This window comes from Priestia megaterium (assembly GCF_041941685.1).
Lineage (GTDB): Bacteria > Bacillota > Bacilli > Bacillales > Bacillaceae_H > Priestia > Priestia megaterium_C.
Window position 1 is genome coordinate 3164817 of sequence record NZ_CP130958.1, and the last position, 22277, is coordinate 3187093.

Here is a 22277-nt window from a genome sequence, read left to right on the forward strand (position 1 = left end):
ATTAAATTTAAAAAATAAAATTCATTTTGATCTCTAAAAATGCTGCTTAAAAGTACTAACCAAAAGCTTTTACATTCATTCACGCGTCCCCTTTCTTCATTTATTATTTGTTATTATATCATCATCAAGTTAAAAAGTACGCGTTTTGAATAAAAAAATATTTTTATTTTTAGAATTTTGTACATTTTCTTACTTAAAAGTGCGCGTTTTGAACACATACATTATTAAAAGCAGCCTTTCCGTTAAAGTGATATACAAGCGTATTTTGATGGGATAACCAGAAAAAAAGCAAGATAAAATGAATGCTTCATTTTATCCTGCTTTTTTAAGTTATTTCACAACAGCTAATACCGTTTCTTTAAAGCTGTTATAAACATACGACCAAAGAGCCGGTTCTTCTTTATATCTTGTTCGTAACGAAGAAAAGACTTCTTTTTGTTTTTCTTCAAACGAAGGATCTTCTTTTGAAGGAAGCGTGGCACGAAGCTCATCGACGATTTGCTGAACTTCGGGAGCACGGGGGCCCCACTTCCCAAGTAACGTCCCTTCATTATTAAAAATTAAAATAATCGGAATGGCACGTCCTCCGTTTGTTAAGTGACGGTCAATTAATTCGGTGTCCGCATCTCGCAGTGCAACGCGCACATCAATACCGGCAGCTTCAGCTACTTTACGAATGATTGGGTTAATCATCATCGCATCTCCGCACCAATCTTCAGTAATCGCTAAGAAGTGAAGCTTGTGAGCCTTTAATTTCTCAGCCAGTCCATCTTTAGGAAGCTGAAATTGTTCATAAACAGCTAAACTTTCCTCTTTTAATGTACTCATGTCGTTCATATATGTTTGAATTGATTTTCCTTCTTCAAAATACTGCTGTTCTGTTTTCATGAAAATCCCTCTTTCTTTTTTGTATATGGATAGATGAGATGTACAATCTCGTTTTCCTCTTTTCTATACGCACTACTAGTATAGCTTTTAAGCACAATGAATCAAAATATAAAAGTCTGCGTGTTCATTTTGGTAAGACATTTCGTCAAAATTCTACCTGTTTACTTCTATAAAAGAAAGGCAATAGTAACTATAAGTAAAAAAGGAGGAATAAACCATATGAACAAAAAAATGTTAACGCTATCCTTTTCATTAGCTGGAGCTTTAGCCGCAGGATCTTTGACGGGTTGCTCCAATCAAGATAATTCATCTCAAAATACATCTCAAAATGAAAGCAGCTCCTCTGAAAACAAATCAAATTTACAGCAGTATTCTAAAGACCCTGACAGTAAACAGGATGAAGATTTTGATTTAATAGGAACTTTAGACAAAGAAACGAACGATGAGTTAACGCTTGTCATTGATGATAAACGGGTGAAGATACCTAAGAGGAATTCGTTTGAGAAAGAAAAAGATACACCTAAGAACATCGATGGAAAACAGGTAAAAGTAGAAATTAATGCTAAAGATCAAAATGCTGAAAGCTTAGAATTAACGCCTCTAGCAAAAGCTGATTCAAACGGTATCTATGAAAAAGAATCTGATGGAGATTACAGCGTAATTGGAAAACTAACTAATGAAACAGATAAGAACCTCACCATAAAAGTATCTAGCGGAGAAAAGACCTATAAAAAAGCGAAAGACTTTGAGCTAGATAATGATAATATGTCAGGAGATAGTAAAAATAAAATCGTACGATTAGAAGTAAAAAAGAATGACGAAGTTGAAAGCCTTGAAGTAGATCCAGAAGATCAATAAAGCAAAATAAGGACTGGCCTCGATGCCAATAAGCAAGAGCTGCGGAAACTCTTAATGAATAAGGGTTTCTTTTTTATTTTAATAGCTACCTACTTGTTCAATCATATGCTGCTTAAAATAAATAGTAGTTCTACGAATCTTTATGAAATCAACTTACTTTAATTAAATTTTGATAATATAATAGGAATTGCAAAATTTCAATTTAAAACAGCACATCGAGATGTTATAAAAAAAAAGAATCGGGTACATGTACACTATCAATGTAACAAATTTTAAATCTTTGTGAATATTTGAGAATGTTTATTGTGTAACCGTCGTCTTTTGATTATGATAATGATATGTTAGCTATTTGACTATATATGGAGGATGAGGCAAATATGAATCAATCCCCGCATGAAAAGCGAAAAAAACGCAAACAGTTTGTAGAACGTTTAAGACTAAAAGGAATTAAAATAGAGCTGACAAAACCGCGCTCTCACTTTTCTTCTTTATCCTTACTAAAATCATAACTCGTAACCACCTTTTTCTAAAGCGGAACGGTATCGAATTTCAACTATCTATGCTACGGCTTACATATCATTTCAAAAAGAACGGCTATTAATGCTGTTCTTTTTTGATGCTTTTTCTATTTCTGCTTCTACCAAAAATATTTCATAAATCTTTTTCTTTTTTTATCTAGGTCTTTCCACTCCCTTTTATACGGCGATTTTAAAATCTATAGTTCTACAAATACCTAAAATTACCACTATATTCAAGGTATATATAATATAAGTATATATTGTAAATTTATAACTCTTACTATATAATCTTGTAGAAAACGTAAAAAAAAGGAGAAAATTGATGAAAAAACTGGGGGCAATTTTATTATCATTTCTGCTGTTTATTGGCGTATTTCCTACGTCTTCATTCGCAGCGACGTCAACATTTGACGCAGATTTCAACAAATATTTAAAATCGGTAAGCCAAACGCGAGGCTTTGAAGTAACCAAAGACGACGTTGAATATTCACTTTCACTGTATGACGATAGTCTTGAAAACTACGATACAATCGCAGATTTAGAAGATTTTTTAGGTGAGCCAATTGCAGCTGACTTACATAACGTGCAAGATGTGTATGGAGATTTTGACTTAGACAAAACAAGCTTAAATGCGTTATTAAAAGAGAACGGCCAAAGCTTAGATGATTATGTGTATCTAGATGATTTATACGATGATGTCGGCTTCTATGTAGAAGGCGATGACTGGTATGAAGATGATGAATCATATGACGAAGAAGACACTTCTTATGATGATGAATTAAGCGAAGAAGATTTAACGGGCTTACTATCATTTATGCAGTCTGAATTCGGCTTAACATCAGAAGAATTAGATCGAATTGAAGCTCATTTTACATCGTTAGAAGATGAGCTTTCAAACGAAGCGACGCTTAACCGCTTAGATCAATTAGGCGAGCGCTTAGCGGCATTCGAAGATTTTGATACAGCAACAGAATTATCTGCGGATCAAATCGCCGAATTAATGTCTATTTATAAAGAAATGCTATCAATCTTCCATTTAGACGCTAAATTTTCACTTGTACAAGGCGGAAATGAAAAACCGCTTTCTCTTACTGATTTAATCAACTTAGAAGAATTAAAAAATGCAAGTCTAAAAATTTCTCTTTATACGACAGACGGTAATTTTTTAGCAGACATGGTGATCACAGGCGATATGTTCAATTCTGATATCATCACAGACACAGGAAAAGAAGTAGAAAAATCTGCTGAAGCTGTAGTAAAACCTGCTGAAACGCAAAAGCCAGCAGTTGAAAAGAAGCAAGAACCGGTAAAGAAACAAACAAACAGCGCTGTACAAAAAACCGTTAAAGGTGCAAAACTTCCGGAAACGGCTTCTAATTATGTAACGAATACATTAATTGGATTAGTGCTTGTAGCAGCTGGCTTTGTTCTTTTCCGCAAAGTGAGACGCGCATAAAATGGAACCAAGAAAAACAAGAAGAACAATCAATCGCAAAAAGCGGTTGATTGTTCTTTCCCTTTTAGCCGCCGCCATTTGCTTTGGTCTTTGGTTTACAACAACAAATGCCTATAAATTTGCAAGAGGCTATTTAGCATTTAAAACAATGAATACAGAAGAACCAGCCGCAGCTTCAGTTTCTAAAAGCAAGGAAGATTCAACAGCAGACTCTTCTGCTGAAGCTTCTTCTGTTGAAGCTAAAAAAGCGGTACACTCTCGTACTGCTAACTCAGAAAAAAAGCAAAAAGTGTCAAATGTTTCTTATCCGAAACAGCCGAAAATCGGTGATTTAATGGGAGAATTATATATTCCTAAATTAAACGCTAAGCTGCCGATTTATCACGGTACAAACGAAGATGAATTAGAAAAAGGCGTCGGTCATTTTGCTGGAAGCGTGCTGCCTGGTCAAAATGACAATTCTGTTTTATCAGGACATCGCGATACAGTTTTTCGTAAGCTTGGTGACGTAGGTGAAGGCGATTCGCTCGTGGTGAATACGGCAGCAGGCACCTTCACATACAAAGTGAACAAAGTACGAATTGTGGATGCGAATGACCGGACCGTTATTGTACCCAAGCCTAGAGCCACTTTAACCGTCAGTACCTGTTATCCTTTTAATTACATTGGCTCGGCACCTGAACGCTATATTTTAGTCGCTCACCTTGTGTCATCCAAAACAACGTAAAAAAAGCTGCTCTTAAAGAGGCAGCTTTTTTTAATGAATGGATTTCATCAGTAAATCAAACCATATTTTCAACGAAGTCGCCGTAATAACGATCGCTAAGATAGCTTGCAGTGATGCTACCTTCGTCTTTTGCCCTACGAAAGCACCGATCGGAGCTGCTAGCAGGCTTGCTCCGATAATCATGAGCGCCGGAAGCAAAAGGACTTGATGCGTCATTACTTTACCGAATGTTGTTCCCATAGATGAAATAAACGTCACGGCTAATGAGCTTGCAATCGTTACGCGCACAGGAATTTTTAACACGGTAATCATAATAGGAACAAGTAAAAATGCGCCCCCTGCTCCGACAATCCCTCCGCAAATTCCAACTAAAAACGCCAGAACTGCTGCCAAAGGTTTTGAAAACGTCACTTCGAATGAATCGGCCGCTTGATTATTTTTTTGGCATAAACATTAATCCTGCAGCAATTGTTGCCATCACGCCGTAAATGAAATTGATCATTCCTTCTGAAAACGAGTTTGATAGTGTTGAACCAATGAGACTGCCAACTAAGACGCTGATACCCATATATAAAATTAACGGTTTATTCAAATAGCCGCCCTTTTTGTAAGCAAGAGCTCCTGAAACAGACGCAAACAGCGACTGTACGGCTCCTATACCAGCTACTTCGTGCGCGCTGAACATTCCCACTCCTACAAGAGGCGGAACAAATAGCAACAGCGGGTACAAAACAACTGATCCTCCAATCCCAAGCATACCTGCTAAAAATGACCCGAAAAACCCAAGTGCAAATACCGTTATTAATAGTTGTACATCCATGTTTTTACCACCTGCTTTTATCAATCCAATATCATGTTTGTTATAAAGTATGTATAAATACAACGCCTTATCTCTTCTTCCATTGTATCACTGTATATGCTTCTTTTCTGTAAAAATATTGATAAAAGTGCTTTCAATTATTAATTTTTTTAATCATTAAAATCCTATCGACTTTATGCGTTATTTACTTTTAGCCTAAACTTCCTCGTTCTCCCTTCTGTTACTTGTGGTAGAATAAAGAAAAACTAGATGTTAGAACTGCCTACACGCTACGCTTATCTCAGCAGGCCCATCATCACAGGAGGCTTTCGTATGTTTGAATACAAAATTGATGACGAAGTTAGTTTGCATTTGATTGAATCAACTGACGCTTTCCCCTTGCTTTCTCTTATTAACGAGTCAAGACCTTACCTAAAAGAATGGCTCCCATGGGTAGATAGCATGCAAAGTATTGCTGACTATGATGAACTCATCCCTGAATGGAGAGCTCAATATTATAATAACCAAGGATTCCAGGCCATCATTCGGTACTACGGAGAAATCGCAGGGATGATTGGTTTTCACGGAATTAATTGGGGAAACAAAAGTACAAGTCTTGGCTATTGGATTGGACATGATTTTCAAGGAAAAGGTATTATGACAAGAGCCGTACACGGATGCCTGGACTATGCATTTAATACGTTAAACCTTCATCGAGTCGAAATACGCTGCGGCGTTAATAACGAAAAAAGTAAAGCCATCCCTACGCGTCTAGGTTTTACAGAAGAAGGCATTTGCAGAGAAGGTGAATACCTATATGATCACTACCATGACCTTGTGATTTATGGCATGTTAAAACATGAGTGGAAGCAAGCTCCTTATGCCCCTTGGCTTCTTTCTTAAAAAGCAGGATCATTTGGACAAGCTATCGTTTAAACAAGCAATAGTGAAAAGATTAAAAGAAGCTGGGACAACAATATGTGAGTTGAAGGGAAATCCGAACGAGGTTGATTCTTAATGGAGAATCAACCTCGTTCGGATTTTTTATTGTGATGGCGAACATAGGTTTCAATGCAGGTGCTTCTAGCTGTTGATTGGAGAGCGCAGTCTTGCACGGAAATCAACAGCGGTGTAACAAGCGGTTCAGCTCATGTATCCAATTTGTTCATCTTTGGATTGGAGCGATTTCGTTATGTTTCCATCTCTTTTTTAGTTGAAATACTGAAGCTGTTCGCGGCGAAGCTTATCTTTTTGTTTGTCCGAAATTGAGTAGTCGTAGTTATAAATAGCTCCTTCCCAATCTCCATACATTGGATTTGGAAATACGATTAGCTTTTGGCCAAACGTTTCTTTTTGCTCTTCTACAAGCTTATTTCGATCAGTAATGGACTTTTTATCAAAGCCGCTAAAATCAGATAAATTATCACCAAACAGCAAGACTACATTATGATTCGTCGCTACTTTTTGACGGCGCGTTTCTTTTCCTTCATCTTTTGGACCCGTTAATAGAACATGGTCTTTGGTTGCTTGAGGAATATGTAAATTCTTTAGGTTTTTAATTGTTGCCTCAAGCTGAGAAGTTGTACGGCCTGAAATATAGTAAATATCTACGCCTTTTTGATCCGCATACGTCAAGAAATCAACAGCACCTGGTACTGCTTTCGCTTTTGCCGCTTGCACCCACTCATCCCATTTATAAGGAAATCCTTTTCCAGTTTTGATTGCTGAAGCTTGAAATGGGCTATTATCAAGCACGGTCTCATCTAAATCCAAAATAATGGCAGGCTTTTTATCGGTACTTTTTGCAAGCGCCCCATCTAAACGAAGCTTTCCAGTATTATAGCCTTGGTAATACAAAGCTTTCATTTCGCCGGATGTTTGGTACCAAGCGTCGGCCATGATTTGCTGATCAGCTAGATGTTGAGCGGGTTCTTTTTTCTCAGCAGACACTTCTTTTTCATGCTGAGGGGCACATGCTGTCAGTGAAAAAGCAAGTACAGCCACCCCTGTCAACGCTGATAATTTCTTATTCATTTCGCATCCACTTCCATATCTACATATTTTCATGCTAATAATGTTATATATTACCTCAATTAAACAAAAAATCAATACAAATACGAATTATATTTTAATTTTAGTTAAAATTGTTCGTTTTAACTAATGTTTTCTCCCTTTTTTTAACCATTATCCAAATATTTGTTTATACATTTTCCAAAATCCGTTTTTCTCATTCTTTCTTTGTAATCTTTTTTTAGAAACATATTGGTTTATCGCTCATTTGCCTCAAAAAACTCAATAAATCTGAATTGTCTAACTTTTTATCTTATGTTAGATTCTCTCACAAAAGTGCTTTTTTTTAAAAAGATATATAGTAAAATAGATTTTGTGAATTAAAAGACGGTGTGTTCTATCGAAAGTATTGTATAAATATACAAAAGGGGATGGAGATATGAATCACGTAAAACAATGGGGATGGATTACTTTTGGCTGTTTATGCGTTGCCATCGGAATTCAATTTTTAACCGCTTCTAATCTCGTTATTGGCGGAACAGCAGGACTTGGGATTGTATTGCAGCATTTAACCGGTATTTCGTTTGGGGTATTGTTCTTTATTATCAATTTACCTTTTTATTTTATGGCTCTCACGCAAATTGGACTTCAGTTTACGATAAAAAGCTTCATCAGCGTTAGCCTGATGTCAGTGATGTCCGATTTATTAGCTGCCAACTTTTCTTTTGCGCTTCCGCATCCGCTTGTAGCTGCGGTTGTGGGAGGCGTTATTGTCGGCATTGGACTGATTTTTTTGTTTCGCCATGGTTCTTCTCTTGGCGGAATCAACATGCTATGCGTGTTTCTTGATAAACGCTTTGGCATTAATCCAGGTAAAACAATGCTTTTGACAGATGTGTTGATTGTAGGCTCTGCAACAGTGGTATTCGGCGTAGTTCAAGTTCTTTATTCGTTAATCGGTATCTTCATCATGACAGGACTGCTTGGACGCTATCACAAACGCTCGCCAATCGAACGAACTGGTGAACATATGGAAGAAGAAGCAAAACAACAAACGGCTTCAACGATGTAAAAAACCGTGCGGGAATGATCTCGCACGGTTTTTTATGCTTATTCTGCTACTTTTACAAGCTGTTTTCCTAAGTTTGCTCCTTCAAATACACCAAGGAACGCTTCAGGTACATTTTCAAAACCTTCTACAACGTTTTCGCTGTACTTGATTTTTCCTTGCTGCACCCATTCCCCTAACTGCTTAATGCCTTCAGGGAATTTGTCTGCATAGTCGGCTACGATAAAGCCTTTCATTAACGCACTGTTAATTAACAGCGGCGTTTGAACACGTGGCCCAACATCTTGTTTTTCTAAGTTATACAGTGAAATTTGGCCGCAAAGCGGAATGCGCGCAAATTTATTTAATAAGCTAACAACTGCATCTGAAATCTCTCCGCCGACGTTTTCAAAGTAAACATCAACGCCATTAGGACACGCTTCTTCTAACGCTTCTTTCACATTTCCTTTTTTATAATTAATCACTTCATCAAATCCGAGCTCATCTTTTAAATAAGCAATTTTATCTTCAGAACCTGCGATGCCGACAACACGTGCGCCTTTAATTTTAGCGATTTGACCAACAACAGATCCAACAGCACCTGCTGCACCGGAAACGACTACTGTTTCGCCTTCTTTTGGCTGACCGATTTCAAGCAGTCCAAAGTAAGCTGTGAGACCAGGCATACCAAGAACGCCGATAGCCGTTGTAATTGGCGCTAGCTCTGGATCAACTTTCTGTAAGTTTTTTGCTTCTGCAGCTGAATAGCGTTTCCAAGGAAGCATACCCATCACGATATCGCCTTCTTTAAAGCGATCTGATTTTGATTCCGTTACACGTGCTACAATGCCGCCTGCAAGCGGTGCGTTTAGCTCAAATGGAGGAACATATGATTTTGTATCGTTCATGCGTCCTCTCATATACGGATCAACAGAAAGGTATAGTGTTTGAACAAGTACCTCGCCTTCTTTCGCTGTAGGCATTTCAATTTTTTCGTATTTAAACGTATCTTTTGTTGGCATTCCCTTTGGGCGTTCTGCTAATAAAATTTGTTCATTCATCGATATCGCTCCTTTTTATTTCTCTGTTTTTTGTAAAATGTGCTAAACTTACCTTTGTTATTTTAAATTATATATTGTGCACAACGCAAAAAATATGATTGTGCAATAACACCGAAGGAGAAAAAAACATGGAGCTAATTCGCTGTAAAGAAGATGTTGTTAAAAAACTAAACGAGTTTGTTGAAGTAACTCCCCCCGTTATTTTGTTTAAAAAAGGAAATATGTATCCGATTAAAATGGATATCAACTACAACTGGATTGCCACGGACGAACAAGGTCATGAGCATATTGTCGCTTCAAACACAAAGAATGTGCAGGACGACTACTGGTTTAGCTATCATTTTGACTTATATTAAGGAGTTTTCCGGATTTACTCTTCCTAAACGTTATATAAATAAAGTGTTGCATTCGTAAAAACAGCGTGCTAATTCCCGCGCTGTTTTTATGTAATAATTAGAGTATCTCAAGCATGTGTTTGAAGCTTTGCTCATGTTCCATTTTCTGCATCGATATCTACTTAAGATTATGTTACAATCACGGTAAAGTAATTTATGATTGATAGAATAAAAGCTAGAGCTTGAAAAATTCGAGGTGGATTATGCAAGGTAAAGTTGTATATAAAGAAGGATTTTCAGTGATAGGCATAGCAAAAAACGGAGAGTATCAAAAAGAGAATCTTTTGAAGCAAATACTTAAAGAAAAAGAAATGATTAGCACTTCAAAAGAACCTCATATGGTTACAGGCATTTGCATGGCTCCGAAAAAAGAAAATTATTTTTATATTGCAGGTACAGAAGTGGCTGATACGGCTTGTATTCCAAACGGTATGAGCGTTCATACGTTTCCTTCGTTTACATACCTGCAGTTTAAACACAGAGGTCCCATTACATCGCTCGGGTCGACGTACAACAGCATCTGGAATGAATGGCTGCCGAACTCTTCTTACAGCATGATTGAAGGTCCTGCTCTTGAAATTGTAAATACAGCTATACACAGCAATTTATATAGTGATACATATGAAATGGATATTTATATTCCCATAAAGCTGGGACAATAAAAAAGGTGAACTTACGTTCACCTTTTGCCTATTTTTGCAGCTGTTTATATAAATGATAAAGAGTAAAAACGCACTCTGGATGACGCTCTTTATGGTTAAAAAAGCCATGGGGAAACATGAGTGAAAGATTCCCTTTTTCAATTCCGGTCACATACTTGTTTTCCATAAGCGGATATTCTTTCACAACCCAGCGCGCTTCGTCAATAGTAGACGTAACCATTTCACCAAAGTATACGCCCATACACTCTTCGAATTCTTCTTTTGTCATCGAAAAATAGTCAAAGCAATTGCTGTCTTCTAGATCATAGTAAAGAAGCTCTAATATTTTCAAGCTTTCATCTGTAAAATCAACGGTGAATTCATCTACCGCTTTGCTTATTTCACGAATGTGATTCATGCACTGTTCCCGCACTTGATGATAGTAATAGCTAGCTTCAAACTGATGTTCACACGTCACTAACGATTCTCCGTATGATGCTGTTAGATCATGATGCTTGCTCATGCTGACACCTCCACGCTAAGCTTATGGAGCAAGTATAACATTAACCAAGCTGCTATTGAGCATCTTCCATTAACAACCTATCCGTGGCAATATTAGGTTCACTTTTTGCTCATTATTCTGCCATACACAAATCCTCCGCTAACAAGAAGAATACCGCTAATTAATACGCTGCTTAAAAAGGTTTGCGAATGCATCAAGTGATTATACATCATCCACACGCTCATTTCGTCATCTCCTTTTGGCTTTTTTAACTAGTATCCCCGATTTTCTTACCGCACATGCCGGCGTTTTCACTGTTTTTTCATCAAGTTTCTATAGAGTTAAAGCCCTGAAGCCAACTATCTTTTTTCATCGTTTTACTCCATAAAAAGCCTGCTTATGACTCTAAAGCAGGCTTTTTTTATATGGTGAAACAAGTAATTAAGCCGTCTATCCCCACTAATTGTGCATAGTAAGGTATAATTAAAGATAGTTTCACTTTTCTAAAGTGAGAAATACATATGAGACATCAAAGGAGACATGCAAATGACAGAACTCGAAAAAGCGAAAATTCAGCACCGAAAGCTGTCCAAGGGACAGGTATTTGGAAGGGCCATCGCCATTGCGATCGGTGCGCTGCTCATGGCCACAGGACTTGAAATTTTCCTTGTCCCAAACCACGTTGTCGACGGAGGAATTACCGGTATTTCCATCATGCTTTCGCACCTTACTGGAGTAAATCTAGGAATCTTTCTTTTTGTACTAAATCTTCCTTTTGTATTTATCGGGTACAAGCAAATGGGGAAAACATTTGCCCTTTCCACTATTTTTGGCATACTGGTTGTATCCATCTTAACTTCTATGTTTCATGAAGTCCCCGCGTTTACCGCAGACGTTCTCCTTGCTACCGTTTTTGGAGGAATTATTCTCGGAATTGGAATTGGACTCGTAATTCGCTACGGCGGAGCGCTTGACGGTACGGAGATACTTGCCATTTTAATCAGTAAAAAAATTCCGTTTTCTGTGGGAGAAATTGTGATGTTTTTCAACTTCTTCATTTTAGGAGCAGCGGGATTTGTGTTCACATGGGACCGCGCCATGTATTCCATCCTTGCTTACATCATTGCAGCTAAAGCCATTGATACGGTTGTAGAAGGATTGGAAGAATCAAAATCAGCTTGGATTATTAGTGAATATTCCGACGAAATTGGCGATGCGATTAATGCGCGTCTAGGTCGAGGCGTTACCTATTTGCACGGTGAAGGTGCTTATACGGGCGATGATAAAAAAGTGATTTTCTGCATCATTACGCGCCTTGAAGAATCAAAGCTAAAAACCATTGTTGAAGATTTCGACCCTACTGCCTTTTTAGCCGTTGCAGATATTACGGAAGTCCGCGGCGGACGCTTTAAAAAACGAAACATTCACTAAAAAAACGCGCAGAAAGCATGATGCTTTCTGCGCGTTTTTTTTATATAAGAGATACTTTTTGAACCCGCTTAAACCATTCATAACAAAGAAGCACAATCAAACATAAGTCGATTAAATCGCCTCCGTAATACATCAGCATAGCCCCTTGCTGCGCCCCTTCCGCCGAGACGTGCGTAGGCGGGTGAGCGTACACATATTTTGATAAAATACCGTGAGCGGCAAGAGCAAGAACCAATACGGATGCTCGGTGCGTAAAAGTTTTTTGATGCGGCGAAGGATCGATTGAAATCATCGATACGGTGAATAAATAGCCGGCTAAAAACACGTGAATATGTACAGCGACATGCACGAAAAAAGAGTGATGCATCATGCCATACAGACTTGTTGTATAAAGAATCCAAAGTCCTCCTACGTTAAGAACAGAAGCTGTCACCGGACTGCTGATGAACCGAACAAACCGCCCTTTTAAAAGTTTTGACACTTTTCTGGCTGCATGAACCGGAAGCGTGCGAAGCAGCAGCGTAAGAGGTGCTCCTAACGCCATTAAAAGCGGAGCTAGCATACCTAAAAGCAAATGCCCCGTCATATGCGCAGTAAAGTCCATATGAGCACGGGCTGCGAGCGGTCCTGCTACAGAAGATATGGCGCATAAAATACCAAGTGTCCAGCTGGACGTCCTATATAATGACCATTTTCTATACGTTGCATTCGAAGACGCTACAGCCCACATGTATAAAAAAAAGGCAGCGGCAAAAGGCAGGGCTAATAAAAGCTGAGACAATACTTCATATTTAATCATGATGTGCACCTTGTTTACGTGTAAACCATGTTAAAATGATGCCAATAAGCAGCATCAAACATGCAAGTACATTCCACGTAATGTCGTAAGGTGCAATCTTCACTCCGTACCGGATTTGATGAAGTCCCATAAGCTTATGCTGCACGGTCCCGTCATAAAGCTGAAACGCCCCGGCTCCAAGCAATACTCCTCCTATCCACCTTTTCACCCACCAGCCGCCCCGGCGCCTTAGATCTGCCACCATAAAAAGTGATGCAATTGTAGCGAACCAGCTGAATGCATGAAACAAACCGTCCGACACTAAACCAGCGGCCGTTGTGGACTTATCATAAAAATGATGCCAATGAAGCAGCTGATGAAACACTGCTTCATCAATAAAAGCAACTAACCCTACGCCAAACAAAAAGCCTGACCAGCTATTTCGAGTGCGATGAACCACGCGCTGATTTGCAGTTGCTTCGTGTTTCTTTTCCATATATATACCTCCCTGGCAGTTCTTTAAGCTTATATCGATTCTAATGAACGTATACCCTATTAAAGAGAAATGAATCTATAATATGGAAAAATAGGAGCTATATCCTAATATCGTTTTCACTATCTTTTCACCATAAAGGTATAGGATAGTATTTGCGAAGCCAATTAGCATATTTTTTTCATAGTTTTACTCCCTTTCTAATGACCTGTTTCCCCAAAGCAGGTCTTTTTTATATTCCGCTTCTCTTTTCACCATTTTTTCACCATAAAGGTATAGGATAGTACTTGCGAAGCCAATTAGCATATTTTTTTCATAGTTTTACTCCTTTTGAAGATCTGCTTCCCCAGAGCAGGTCTTTTTTTATATCCCGCTTCTCTTTTCACCGTTTTTTCACCATAAAGGTATAGAATAGTACTTGCGAAGCCAATTAGCATATTTTTTTCATAGTTTTACTCCTTTGTGAAGACCTGCTTCCCCAGAGCAGGTCTTTTTTTGTTTGATGTTTCTTTTCACTGTTTTTTCACTATTAGGCGGTAAGATAGTATGTGTAAAGCCAATTAGCATATTTTTTCATAGTTTTACTCCTTTCTAGTGACCTGTTTCCCCAAAACAGGTCTTTTTTTATTTTTTCTAAAAGCTTCCATCTTTTCACCGTTTTTTCACTTTTCTTTTGTATACTAAGTTTGTCAAAGCAATTTCATCATTTTTCATAAATGACCCCTATTTATTCCCCGCTTTTTGTGAGCGGGGCTTTTTTTTATAAGAAAAGCATATTTTTCCCCTTATTTTTCAAAAAAGCTTTTCTCTTTTCACCGTTTTTTCACTTTTCTTTTATATACTGTTCTTGTCAAAACAATTTCATCATTTTTCATAGATGTACCCTATTTGCACCCGCTTCTTGTAAGCGGGACTTTTTTTGTTTTCATACAAAAAAGCTTAACCCGTAGGTTAAGCTTTTTTTCGTCTGCTTGCGAAGAACAAGCATCATAATCGTAATAATGGTAAACGCAATAAACGCTAAAAAAGGAATGGTAATAAATCCAAGCCAGTTAATATATTGACCTGAGCAAGGAACACCGCTTGTACACGTTTCAAATGCTTTAAGGGCCGGTATCTTCTGCAGGCAATAATGATAGCCTGAAAGCGCCATACCAATCACAGAAAACGGCAGGACGTATTTGTAGATGAACGTATCATTCCGATACACGGCTACACCTAGCACAATCGCGAGCGGATACATTAAAATTCGCTGATACCAGCAAAGTTCACACGGGATAAAGTGAAGAACTTCACTAAACGTCAAGCTTCCAAGCATCGCGATAAGCGCTGTAATCCACCCGAAAACCAAAGACTTGTTCATTATTTGTTCTCCTTAGCCGCATCTTTGACCATTTGATCAAAGTCATCGATTGTTTTTCCTTCGAATTTTTTGCCGCCTACATAAATGGTTGGTGTACCCGTAATGCCTAAGTCATTGGCTGTCTTCATATCTTGATCAAACGCATCTTTTCCTTTTCCGTCTTTAAATGCACTCGCTACTTTTTTTGCATCGGCATCGCTAGCTACTTCTTTCAGCGTATCTTCTAAGTAAGATTCTGTTAAGACATCTTTCTTTTCGTCCGCTGCGTTTTGCTTTTTATAAAGAAGTTCATGGAACTTCCAAAATGTATCGTTTCCAAGCTCTTTATATACCGTCTCAGCAAACTCTGCTGCACGAGATGAGTCATTGTTGATAAACGCATAGTTCATAAAGTAGAATTTGACTTTGCCTGTATCTACATAATCTTTTTGAATCAGCGGGAAAAAGGATTCCGTGAAGTTTTTACAAGCCGGGCATTTGTAATCTCCAAACTCTACCACTTCTACCGGAGCTGACTCTTTTCCAAGATACGGCTGATTATCATATGTAAGAGCGGCCTTTTCATCTCCTCCTCCCTTTGACATATTAGAAAGGACGATTAACCCTAAAATACAGACCGCAATAATTCCAATCACCCAAAAAATCCACTTGCTCGAAGACCTTTGCTGATTGGGCGTTACTTTTTTCTTTTTCTTTTTCTTTGCTTTTGACACAATCTCATCTCCTTCTTTTCTTTCTCTCTTACAAACTTACAGAGCTGTTAGAGCTGTAAAAATTAGCGCACACAAAATAAAAAACACGTATAGCGACGTCAGCGTTAAAATAACAGGAGGCTGCATCGGCATTTTCGTTTCCGGATTTAAAATATATTGAATGCGATAATTAACCGACGTATCAGCAAACGATACGTGCGCACACGAGAGACTTGTCTGTCCCGTTTTAACCATTTTTAAAAGGGCGCTGCCGATGTGAGCAGATGTGCCATTTTTCACAATGGCATCTTGATCAGCCAGCACTTCACGCATGACTTTGAAACGTTTATGGCTCCATTTAATGAACGGAATATACCATAATGCAGAAGCAAGCGTGCTTAGTAAAAATGTTTTGAGCGGATCTCTGTTTACAACGTGTGACTGCTCATGGTAAATAACAGCTTCTAGTTCATTTTCATCAAGCACTGAGAGCAACCCTGTAGACAGAACGATGTGCGGTGTAAACAACCCCATTGTTAATGCAATGGGCTGATCTGTTGTTAAGACTGTTAAATCCTTTCCGTACGCTTTTTGCAGGTGAGCCGTTGTTGTTTCATTTCGCAGCTTCGTAATCATTTTACGGACTTTCCGCATTTGAATCACTTGCTTTACAGCTTTAATGAGCAGTACAAACATAGTATGAAAAATAACCGCATTCAGCATGTATTCAATAAAAAACAAGCCGAAAAAGTGGGCTACTTTGTTACAAAGTAAAATTAAGTTAAATGATAAATTCCATCCAAACAGCAAATGCAGCACATACATGCCCATTTGCATAAGCAACGTCACGGCAATAAAAAAGCACAGGTTGAAAATAAGCTTAGAACGCTTTAGTATTCCTTGATTCATTGATTATTCATCCTTTTTTAACTGTTTGACTTTTGATTCGAGCATGCTTAACAGTGAATCATCGACTTCTTCTAACGCATCAAGCATATGAGTAACAGCAAGCGATCCAAATTCGTCGATCAATTCATGCGTTAACTCTTTCGACTGAGCGTCGATAAATTCCTCTTTAGAAAGAATCGGCTGATACATCGACGTACGTCCTTTTAAACGCTTTTGCAACACGCCTTTTTCCACCAATCGATTCATAACGGTCATAACGGTATTGAAGTTAACTGCTTTTTCTTTCTCGAGCACGTGCTGCACATCTTTAATGGACATTTCACTTTCGTTCCATAAAGCCGTCATAATTTTTGTTTCAAGCGGGCCAAAAAAGCGATTAAGGCCGGTTTCGTTAAATTTGAATTTTTCAATTTTCATATTCGACACCTCACACTACTAATTGTAGTGTGAGGTGTCGAATCCGTCAACTTTTCCATGACAACTGCCTTACAATTGTCATAATCACTTTTTTACTTCATCGGTTAAATGCTGAATGGATAGCACAACTGTATCGAGCTTGGCTTCGATTCGGTGAAGTAAATAAAGCGTCACCACAACGGGAAAACCAACGTCTGAGACAAGCGTAAACCACTCTGTCATCTTCCTCTCTCCTTTTAAAAAAGCCCTTCGCACCGAAGTGGAAGGACTTTCATTTTTAAATCGTAAATTCGGTTACATTTCGCTCGACGATTTGAGCGCCTTTTCTGGCAACGAGCGCTCCGCCGCTTGAAGTAAAGACATCGCTTGCGATCAGTCCATTCATTGCTGCTGTAATGGCTGCCGCGTCTACCGTATCTTTTGGTGATTCAATCGATAGGCTTACTGCTTTTTGTGACTCATTTAAAAACTGCATCGTTAAAGTTTTCATACTCTACCTCTTTTCTTATTTTAAAAGTGAAAACGTGACAACTTCGTTGATTTCAACAAGCGGCAGCGACTGCAGGCTGGCAATGGTTTCGCTTGCTGTAATGAGTGCATCTGCAGAACTTCCAGGCTGAATGTTCATATAGGATTTTGTCTTTAAATCGGGTTTTCCATCCTCTTTTATTCCTTGTTCTAATACTAAGCGAAGCTGGCTTGAATGCTGAATTTTTTCTGCCATCTTTTATTCCCCCCTTTCACTTTATATATAGAAATGGAAATAGGAAAGAGGGATGATGGAAACATAAAAATTTTTGGTTTATAATGGGAGATAGTCTGAGTTAGAAAGAGGCTTTGGTAATGAGAAAGTGGAGCTTTTTATTTTTTGTTCTAGCATTCATGCATCCAGCTTCAGCACTTGCTGACGAAGGTGCAGATGAAAAAAAGCTTGGTCCGTTTTACTACACGGTTTCTCATGATTGTAGTCGAGAAAAATGGGATGTAGGGGTGTTAAATCAGCAAGACAAAACGAACATTCCTGAGACGGATTTGAACGATGAAACGCTAAAATTGTTTCAGCGTACGGTTGATGATTTAGCAGACCTCGCGCTTCGATTTGCTGCTATGAGCGTACTGCTTGTATGTTCACTCGTTGTTTTTACATACTTTCGCATTCAAAAAAAACGCCCTTTTCTCCGCTTGTTTTTTGTTTTTTCAAGCGTTGGCTTTCTATTTTGCGTCTATACATCATTGGAGTTATTTAAAAAAACTGAACAAGCAAAATCTTTATTTTACTTACTATGACTTGAAACCCAAAGAAACCAGCCGATCGGCTGGTTTTTTCATGCATTTCTTACGGTTATGTACTTCTGTTCATACGTCATTTCTTCCGTTTGCTTTTGCTGCTCCAGATGGTAATAAGCAGCGCATACTCCTCCTAACCCAGCCAGTGCTAGGACAATTAGAAGTATGGATGTCGCTTTTTTCATTGCCTTTTCTCCCCTTATGTTTAACCCTACCTAGCAACGGCATCCGTAAAAAAGAGTCCCCTTTCTCTTCTTTACTTGCTCATTACTTACGAAAGATATTATCATACTTTTTTTCACTTTTGTCATTTTTTTAGTTATTGTCAAAAAATTGTATATTTTATCCTTGAGTTAATGAGTGTTTAAGAAAGTCAATGGACTGGTTTTTTGAAAGGCCAAACGCTGTCACGATATAATCAACGTAGGCAAGAAGCTCCAAATTACCTCCTAATTTTGTCGTTTTAAATGATCGATTAAATCGATATTGCTTTTTATCTGAAAAGACGAGCCCTTCTTCTTCTAGAAATGTTTGAAATTGCTCATGCGGAAAGTAAAGCACATCGTTTCGAACGTTCTCTAAGTCAATCACAATAATCATATCTTCCAGCTCTGCTTTTAATTCCATCATACAATCGATGTATCCGCCGATGCAGCTGATTAAAGATGTGAGAAAAAAGGGTCCGTTTATATATTGAAACTGCTCAAAAATCGTCTCATCGATGTAGCTTGAAATCCTTGACTTTAATACGTCATGAATTTGTTTTGATTCTTCCATGTACGGAATAGGAATATGAAACTTAGCTGATCCGTTATAAAACTGCTCCCACGCAATTGTTTTATCATACGCATCAATAACATCTGTGCTTCGAAAAATGATGGATTCCGCTGAATAAGAGGCTTTAACAAACGGCGTATGCAGCATCACCGTACTTTCCTCGTCCAAACGATAGTATTTTGGTTCGCTAGACTTGCTTAAAATATATTGCTTTAACCGTTCTTCTTCCATTTGTTCAACTAAATACAAATCATATAGTGGCAGCACGTACATATTACACATCCCGTAATGAATATAGCTTTTCCCGTGCATCGGCCATTTTCTGTTATAGATAGACAGTTCTTTTGTGCAAAATTCCTCTATTCGCTGTGTTTGATCCTCGGATTTTTGATAGAGCCGATCTAAATGATAGCGATCATCGATTTCCGTAACGGGAGATGTGCCGCTTCCAATTCTTCTGTAAATTTTCCCGTAAGACATGTACGGAGGGTTCGGACCTTCGGGAATCCAAATAACAAAAACACCTTGCCCGGGGTGATCTTCAGGTGATAAAAAACGCGTAACGATACGAGGAATGGGATTGGTGACATCTTTAAGCATATTATTAATAAACAGCTCATATTCCTTGCGCTCGAGCAGGTTAATGGAATGGTCGTCTTCATCTATGCCAAAAATAAGCCACCCTCCTTTTTCATTGGCAAACGAAGCGATGATATTTGGGATTTTCCGTTTGACCGTTGAGCTTACTTCGCGCTTGAACTCAAGCTGATAGCCTTCTTCTAAATATTTTTCCATCATGCGCTGCACATCTGAAAACTCAATTTCTCCAATTGTTTTTTTCTTTCCATCTTCGCTTATAAATGGTGAATAAAACGATTCTTCGTTCACTTGTCTTCCCCTCCTCACCATTTCTATTTAACTTATCCATATGATGAGAAGTAAAAAGACAGTCATATTTCTTTGATTTTTTTCAAAAAACAAAGTTTTTACCAAATTAATCCTATTTTATATTATGATAGAAAAAGAGGTGAAGAATATGATTGAAGCAATATTTTTAGACCGAGACGGAACAATTGGCGGCAGTAATGAAATACAATATCCAGGTGATTTTCAGCTGTTTCCCCAAGCAAAGCAAGCGATTATAGACATAAAGAAACAAGACATTCCGCTGTTTTCCTTTACGAATCAGCCCGATGTTGCAAAAGGAAAGGTAAAGAAATCAGACTTTATCTCTGAGCTTTTAGCTTTTGGATTTGATGATGTTTATCTTTGTCCTCATGAAGATTCGGACAATTGTTCGTGCCGCAAACCAAGACCGGGCATGCTGTTAAAAGCAGCCGAGGAGCACAGCTTGAATTTGGCTAACTGCATCGTGATTGGCGACCGGTGGAAAGACCTCGTAGCGGCCCGTGCAGCAGGGGCTCAATGTATTTTAGTGTTAACAGGGGCTGGGCACGACACGTTACATGCACGGGAAAAATGGGCTGATGTACAAGCAGTCTTTATTGCAGCCAATATACGGGAAGCTGTTGAATTTATCTTTACATCACTGAGTTCACAGCCGATACTACCGCATTCACATACTCGTTAAACAGCTGATCATTCTGTAATAATTGTTCATACTGCAGAGTGGTTATTTCAAGCTGCAGTCCTTTATGCCGCTGATTGCCGTTGGCGATATTTCGAGGTGAAACGCCTTTTGAATGGACGGGCGTTTCACTAATCGGAAAATTCGAAAGCGCTTGACGCACCGCTTTTTCTAACCCTTCGTCTCTTCCTCCGATATAAGTTGTGCAGACATCGCTATAGGCACCGTGAAGAGAAATCGTGACCGCTGATTTTTTAACGAGATGACGCGCCATTTCTTCATCGTAGTTTGCAGACGTAACATGCAATTCAAACGGATTTTCTGTTTTCAGCGTTTTAAATACGTACACCGTTGCGTTCAGCTTTTCTGCTATTTTTTCTGCTACTTCTTCTGTCCCAATTTCCATCGTTCCTCCGTGAATAGCAAGCACGACAATTTCTCTCCGGCGAATGACACATTCTATTTCGTAATCAATCCCCGCTCGTTCGCACTGAGATAGCTCTTGAAAACTTTGATACACATCCCTCATCTGTTTCTTCACACCTTTCTTTTATCTTTCATATACCCAGGCTTTATTTTTTCTTTTTCTTCATATAGTAAAGGTATTAACCCTTTGTTTACTCGTTTATTTTTGTTTTTATACTTTATATTTTAGTGTGCACAAAAATTTTTTTTTGAAATTCGAAATAAAAGTATTGCCAAACAAACCGTCCAGACGGTAAAGTATTCTAGGGAAAATCAAAAAGGAGGAAATTCATGTGTCTACATTTGATGATATACTGCATGCAGCTACGCAGGTTGTACAGCGCGACGGCGTTGGAAATTTAACGCTTGAAAAAGTAGCAAAAGAAGCCGGCGTCAGTAAAGGCGGTTTGTTGTATCACTTCTCTTCAAAAGATGAATTGATTAAGCAAATGCTGTATTCAGTCACAAAGAAATATGATGACGGACTAAACGTGCAAGTTGAACATGACGATTCTCCTGGCAAATGGAGCCGGGCTTATCTCGCTGAGACGCTTGATGATCTGCAGCGTGAACAAGTGATGAGCGCGGGGTTACTTGCAGGTATTGCAACCAATCCTGAACTCCTGCAGCACTTTCAAAAGCAATACGAAAAGTGGCAAATGCATATTGAACAAGACGACATTGATCCAGTCCTTGCTACCATTGTGCGCCTAGCAGCTGACGGATTATGGTTCAGTCAAATGTTTGGGCTCGCACCCGTGGATCCAGACATGCAAAAACAGATTCAACAACAACTTCGGAAATTAACAGAGGAGGGTTTTCGATGAAAGCCTATTTATTTTTAGCGATTGCCATTAGTTCAGAGTTATTTGGTACATCTATGTTAAAAGCATCAAACGGATTTACAAAATTTTGGCCTAGTCTTGGTGTTTTATTAGGGTTTGGTCTTGCTTTCTATGCGCTTTCCACATCGCTTCAGCACATTCCACTCAGCGTTGCGTATGCCATTTGGTCTGGCGTAGGAACTGCTGTGACAGCTGTGATTGGCGTAGTCATTTGGAAAGAAAGCGGCAGTCTCACGATGGTATTTGGCATCGTATTAATCATTGCAGGAGTCATTCTTTTAAATTTAAAATCAGTGGCTCACTAAAAAAAGAGCCAGTAAATACTGACT

The 22277-nt window shown here is 38.5% G+C and carries 30 protein-coding genes and 1 pseudogene; 13 read left to right on the forward strand and 18 right to left on the reverse strand.

Translation table 11 applies throughout. The features are described from left to right. Positions 1-330: 330 nt before the first annotated feature. Complete coding sequence (locus Q5794_RS16505; RefSeq protein WP_192994247.1) at positions 331-888, reverse strand: thioredoxin family protein; 558 nt, start codon at positions 886-888, stop codon at positions 331-333. A gap of 219 nt (positions 889-1107) precedes the next feature. Between Q5794_RS16505 and Q5794_RS16510 the strand changes: the two genes are divergently transcribed. The 4 genes from Q5794_RS16510 (at position 1108) to Q5794_RS16525 (ending at position 4447) form a co-directional block, all read left to right on the forward strand. After that, positions 1108-1746 carry a hypothetical protein gene (locus tag Q5794_RS16510; protein ID WP_226897285.1) on the forward strand — a complete coding sequence of 213 codons (639 nt, stop codon included), beginning with the start codon at positions 1108-1110 and terminating at the stop codon, positions 1744-1746. 377 nt (positions 1747-2123) lie between these two features. Beyond that, positions 2124-2255, forward strand: a complete 132-nt coding sequence (locus Q5794_RS16515) for a hypothetical protein (protein WP_013057845.1) — start codon at positions 2124-2126, stop codon at positions 2253-2255. 331 nt (positions 2256-2586) lie between these two features. Then, a complete protein-coding gene (locus Q5794_RS16520) occupies positions 2587-3720 on the forward strand; it encodes a processed acidic surface protein (protein ID WP_214988353.1) in 1134 nt (377 codons plus the stop codon). A gap of 1 nt (position 3721) precedes the next feature. After that, entirely contained in the window at positions 3722-4447 is a 726-nt protein-coding gene (locus Q5794_RS16525) for a class D sortase (protein ID WP_374988162.1), read from the forward strand. A 30-nt stretch (positions 4448-4477) separates the two neighbouring features. On the opposite strand, the pseudogene Q5794_RS16530 reads toward Q5794_RS16525, so the two are convergent. Next, positions 4478-5267, reverse strand: a pseudogene (locus tag Q5794_RS16530) (sulfite exporter TauE/SafE family protein). Between the two features lie 312 nt (positions 5268-5579). Between Q5794_RS16530 and Q5794_RS16535 the strand changes: the two are divergent. Continuing rightward, positions 5580-6149 carry a GNAT family N-acetyltransferase gene (locus tag Q5794_RS16535; protein ID WP_192994255.1) on the forward strand — a complete coding sequence of 190 codons (570 nt, stop codon included), beginning with the start codon at positions 5580-5582 and terminating at the stop codon, positions 6147-6149. A gap of 306 nt (positions 6150-6455) precedes the next feature. Here the strand turns inward: Q5794_RS16535 and Q5794_RS16540 are convergent, their stop codons facing one another. Next, positions 6456-7280, reverse strand: coding sequence for a 5'-nucleotidase, lipoprotein e(P4) family (locus Q5794_RS16540; protein WP_214988347.1), 825 nt, complete (start codon positions 7278-7280; stop codon positions 6456-6458). 415 nt (positions 7281-7695) lie between these two features. Between Q5794_RS16540 and Q5794_RS16545 the strand changes: the two genes are divergently transcribed. Further along, the gene (locus Q5794_RS16545) at positions 7696-8328 is read left to right on the forward strand and encodes a YitT family protein (protein ID WP_098248079.1); all 633 of its coding nucleotides are present in this window, start codon (positions 7696-7698) and stop codon (positions 8326-8328) included. A 38-nt stretch (positions 8329-8366) separates the two neighbouring features. Here the strand turns inward: Q5794_RS16545 and Q5794_RS16550 are convergent, their stop codons facing one another. Beyond that, complete coding sequence (locus tag Q5794_RS16550) at positions 8367-9365, reverse strand: NADP-dependent oxidoreductase (protein ID WP_374988163.1); 999 nt, start codon at positions 9363-9365, stop codon at positions 8367-8369. Positions 9366-9493: 128 nt separating this feature from the next. Between Q5794_RS16550 and Q5794_RS16555 the strand changes: the two genes are divergently transcribed. Beyond that, the gene (locus tag Q5794_RS16555; RefSeq protein WP_016764806.1) at positions 9494-9721 is read left to right on the forward strand and encodes a hypothetical protein; all 228 of its coding nucleotides are present in this window, start codon (positions 9494-9496) and stop codon (positions 9719-9721) included. 242 nt (positions 9722-9963) lie between these two features. Then, a complete protein-coding gene (locus Q5794_RS16560) occupies positions 9964-10422 on the forward strand; it encodes a GyrI-like domain-containing protein (RefSeq protein WP_192994261.1) in 459 nt (152 codons plus the stop codon). Positions 10423-10450: 28 nt separating this feature from the next. On the opposite strand, the gene Q5794_RS16565 is transcribed toward Q5794_RS16560, so the two are convergent. Then, positions 10451-10924 carry a hypothetical protein gene (locus tag Q5794_RS16565; protein WP_074895023.1) on the reverse strand — a complete coding sequence of 158 codons (474 nt, stop codon included), beginning with the start codon at positions 10922-10924 and terminating at the stop codon, positions 10451-10453. A gap of 98 nt (positions 10925-11022) precedes the next feature. Beyond that, entirely contained in the window at positions 11023-11148 is a 126-nt protein-coding gene (locus tag Q5794_RS16570) for a hypothetical protein (protein WP_013057857.1), read from the reverse strand. A 301-nt stretch (positions 11149-11449) separates the two neighbouring features. On the opposite strand from Q5794_RS16570, the gene Q5794_RS16575 reads away from it, so the two are divergent. Further along, complete coding sequence (locus Q5794_RS16575; protein WP_074895024.1) at positions 11450-12334, forward strand: YitT family protein; 885 nt, start codon at positions 11450-11452, stop codon at positions 12332-12334. A 40-nt stretch (positions 12335-12374) separates the two neighbouring features. On the opposite strand, the gene Q5794_RS16580 is transcribed toward Q5794_RS16575, so the two are convergent. From Q5794_RS16580 to Q5794_RS16620, 9 genes are all read right to left on the reverse strand, one after another. Then, a complete protein-coding gene (locus tag Q5794_RS16580) occupies positions 12375-13133 on the reverse strand; it encodes a cytochrome c oxidase assembly protein (RefSeq protein WP_214988343.1) in 759 nt (252 codons plus the stop codon). Further along, complete coding sequence (locus Q5794_RS16585; protein WP_043981423.1) at positions 13126-13608, reverse strand: DUF2243 domain-containing protein; 483 nt, start codon at positions 13606-13608, stop codon at positions 13126-13128. The genes Q5794_RS16580 and Q5794_RS16585 overlap by 8 nt, the downstream gene beginning before the upstream one ends. Positions 13609-14530: 922 nt before the next feature. Next, positions 14531-14968, reverse strand: coding sequence for a disulfide oxidoreductase (locus Q5794_RS16590; RefSeq protein ID WP_374988164.1), 438 nt, complete (start codon positions 14966-14968; stop codon positions 14531-14533). Further along, positions 14968-15681: a DsbA family protein gene (locus tag Q5794_RS16595; protein ID WP_214988341.1), complete on the reverse strand. Its 714-nt coding sequence runs from the start codon at positions 15679-15681 to the stop codon at positions 14968-14970. The genes Q5794_RS16590 and Q5794_RS16595 overlap by 1 nt, the downstream gene beginning before the upstream one ends. A 36-nt stretch (positions 15682-15717) precedes the next feature. Continuing rightward, positions 15718-16569, reverse strand: coding sequence for a M56 family metallopeptidase (locus tag Q5794_RS16600; RefSeq protein WP_192994271.1), 852 nt, complete (start codon positions 16567-16569; stop codon positions 15718-15720). Positions 16570-16572: 3 nt separating this feature from the next. Beyond that, positions 16573-16986: a BlaI/MecI/CopY family transcriptional regulator gene (locus Q5794_RS16605; RefSeq protein ID WP_374988165.1), complete on the reverse strand. Its 414-nt coding sequence runs from the start codon at positions 16984-16986 to the stop codon at positions 16573-16575. Positions 16987-17070: 84 nt separating this feature from the next. Then, on the reverse strand, positions 17071-17208 hold the full coding sequence (locus tag Q5794_RS16610; RefSeq protein WP_013057866.1) for a YvrJ family protein: 138 nt from the start codon (positions 17206-17208) through the stop codon (positions 17071-17073). Positions 17209-17263: 55 nt separating this feature from the next. Then, positions 17264-17476, reverse strand: a complete 213-nt coding sequence (locus Q5794_RS16615; protein ID WP_214988339.1) for a DUF2922 domain-containing protein — start codon at positions 17474-17476, stop codon at positions 17264-17266. 15 nt (positions 17477-17491) lie between these two features. Beyond that, the gene (locus tag Q5794_RS16620) at positions 17492-17710 is read right to left on the reverse strand and encodes a DUF1659 domain-containing protein (RefSeq protein ID WP_013057868.1); all 219 of its coding nucleotides are present in this window, start codon (positions 17708-17710) and stop codon (positions 17492-17494) included. Positions 17711-17829: 119 nt separating this feature from the next. On the opposite strand from Q5794_RS16620, the gene Q5794_RS16625 reads away from it, so the two are divergent. Further along, on the forward strand, positions 17830-18273 hold the full coding sequence (locus Q5794_RS16625; RefSeq protein ID WP_374988166.1) for a hypothetical protein: 444 nt from the start codon (positions 17830-17832) through the stop codon (positions 18271-18273). A gap of 38 nt (positions 18274-18311) precedes the next feature. On the opposite strand, the gene Q5794_RS16630 is transcribed toward Q5794_RS16625, so the two are convergent. Together Q5794_RS16630 and Q5794_RS16635 are read right to left on the reverse strand one after the other, a co-directional pair. Continuing rightward, positions 18312-18458 (reverse strand): hypothetical protein, encoded by a 147-nt coding sequence (locus Q5794_RS16630; protein ID WP_013057870.1) that lies wholly within the window; start codon positions 18456-18458, stop codon positions 18312-18314. 157 nt (positions 18459-18615) lie between these two features. Continuing rightward, entirely contained in the window at positions 18616-19938 is a 1323-nt protein-coding gene (locus Q5794_RS16635; RefSeq protein ID WP_192994277.1) for a helix-turn-helix domain-containing protein, read from the reverse strand. A gap of 148 nt (positions 19939-20086) precedes the next feature. Between Q5794_RS16635 and Q5794_RS16640 the strand changes: the two genes are divergently transcribed. Next, positions 20087-20641 carry an HAD-IIIA family hydrolase gene (locus Q5794_RS16640; RefSeq protein WP_214988334.1) on the forward strand — a complete coding sequence of 185 codons (555 nt, stop codon included), beginning with the start codon at positions 20087-20089 and terminating at the stop codon, positions 20639-20641. On the opposite strand, the gene Q5794_RS16645 is transcribed toward Q5794_RS16640, so the two are convergent. Further along, positions 20592-21167: a poly-gamma-glutamate hydrolase family protein gene (locus Q5794_RS16645; RefSeq protein WP_374988167.1), complete on the reverse strand. Its 576-nt coding sequence runs from the start codon at positions 21165-21167 to the stop codon at positions 20592-20594. The genes Q5794_RS16640 and Q5794_RS16645 overlap by 50 nt on opposite strands. A gap of 229 nt (positions 21168-21396) precedes the next feature. Between Q5794_RS16645 and Q5794_RS16650 the strand changes: the two genes are divergently transcribed. Next, positions 21397-21930 carry a TetR/AcrR family transcriptional regulator gene (locus Q5794_RS16650; protein ID WP_374988168.1) on the forward strand — a complete coding sequence of 178 codons (534 nt, stop codon included), beginning with the start codon at positions 21397-21399 and terminating at the stop codon, positions 21928-21930. Beyond that, positions 21927-22253 carry a multidrug efflux SMR transporter gene (locus Q5794_RS16655; RefSeq protein WP_013057875.1) on the forward strand — a complete coding sequence of 109 codons (327 nt, stop codon included), beginning with the start codon at positions 21927-21929 and terminating at the stop codon, positions 22251-22253. The genes Q5794_RS16650 and Q5794_RS16655 overlap by 4 nt, the downstream gene beginning before the upstream one ends. The last annotated feature ends 24 nt before the right edge of the window (positions 22254-22277 follow it).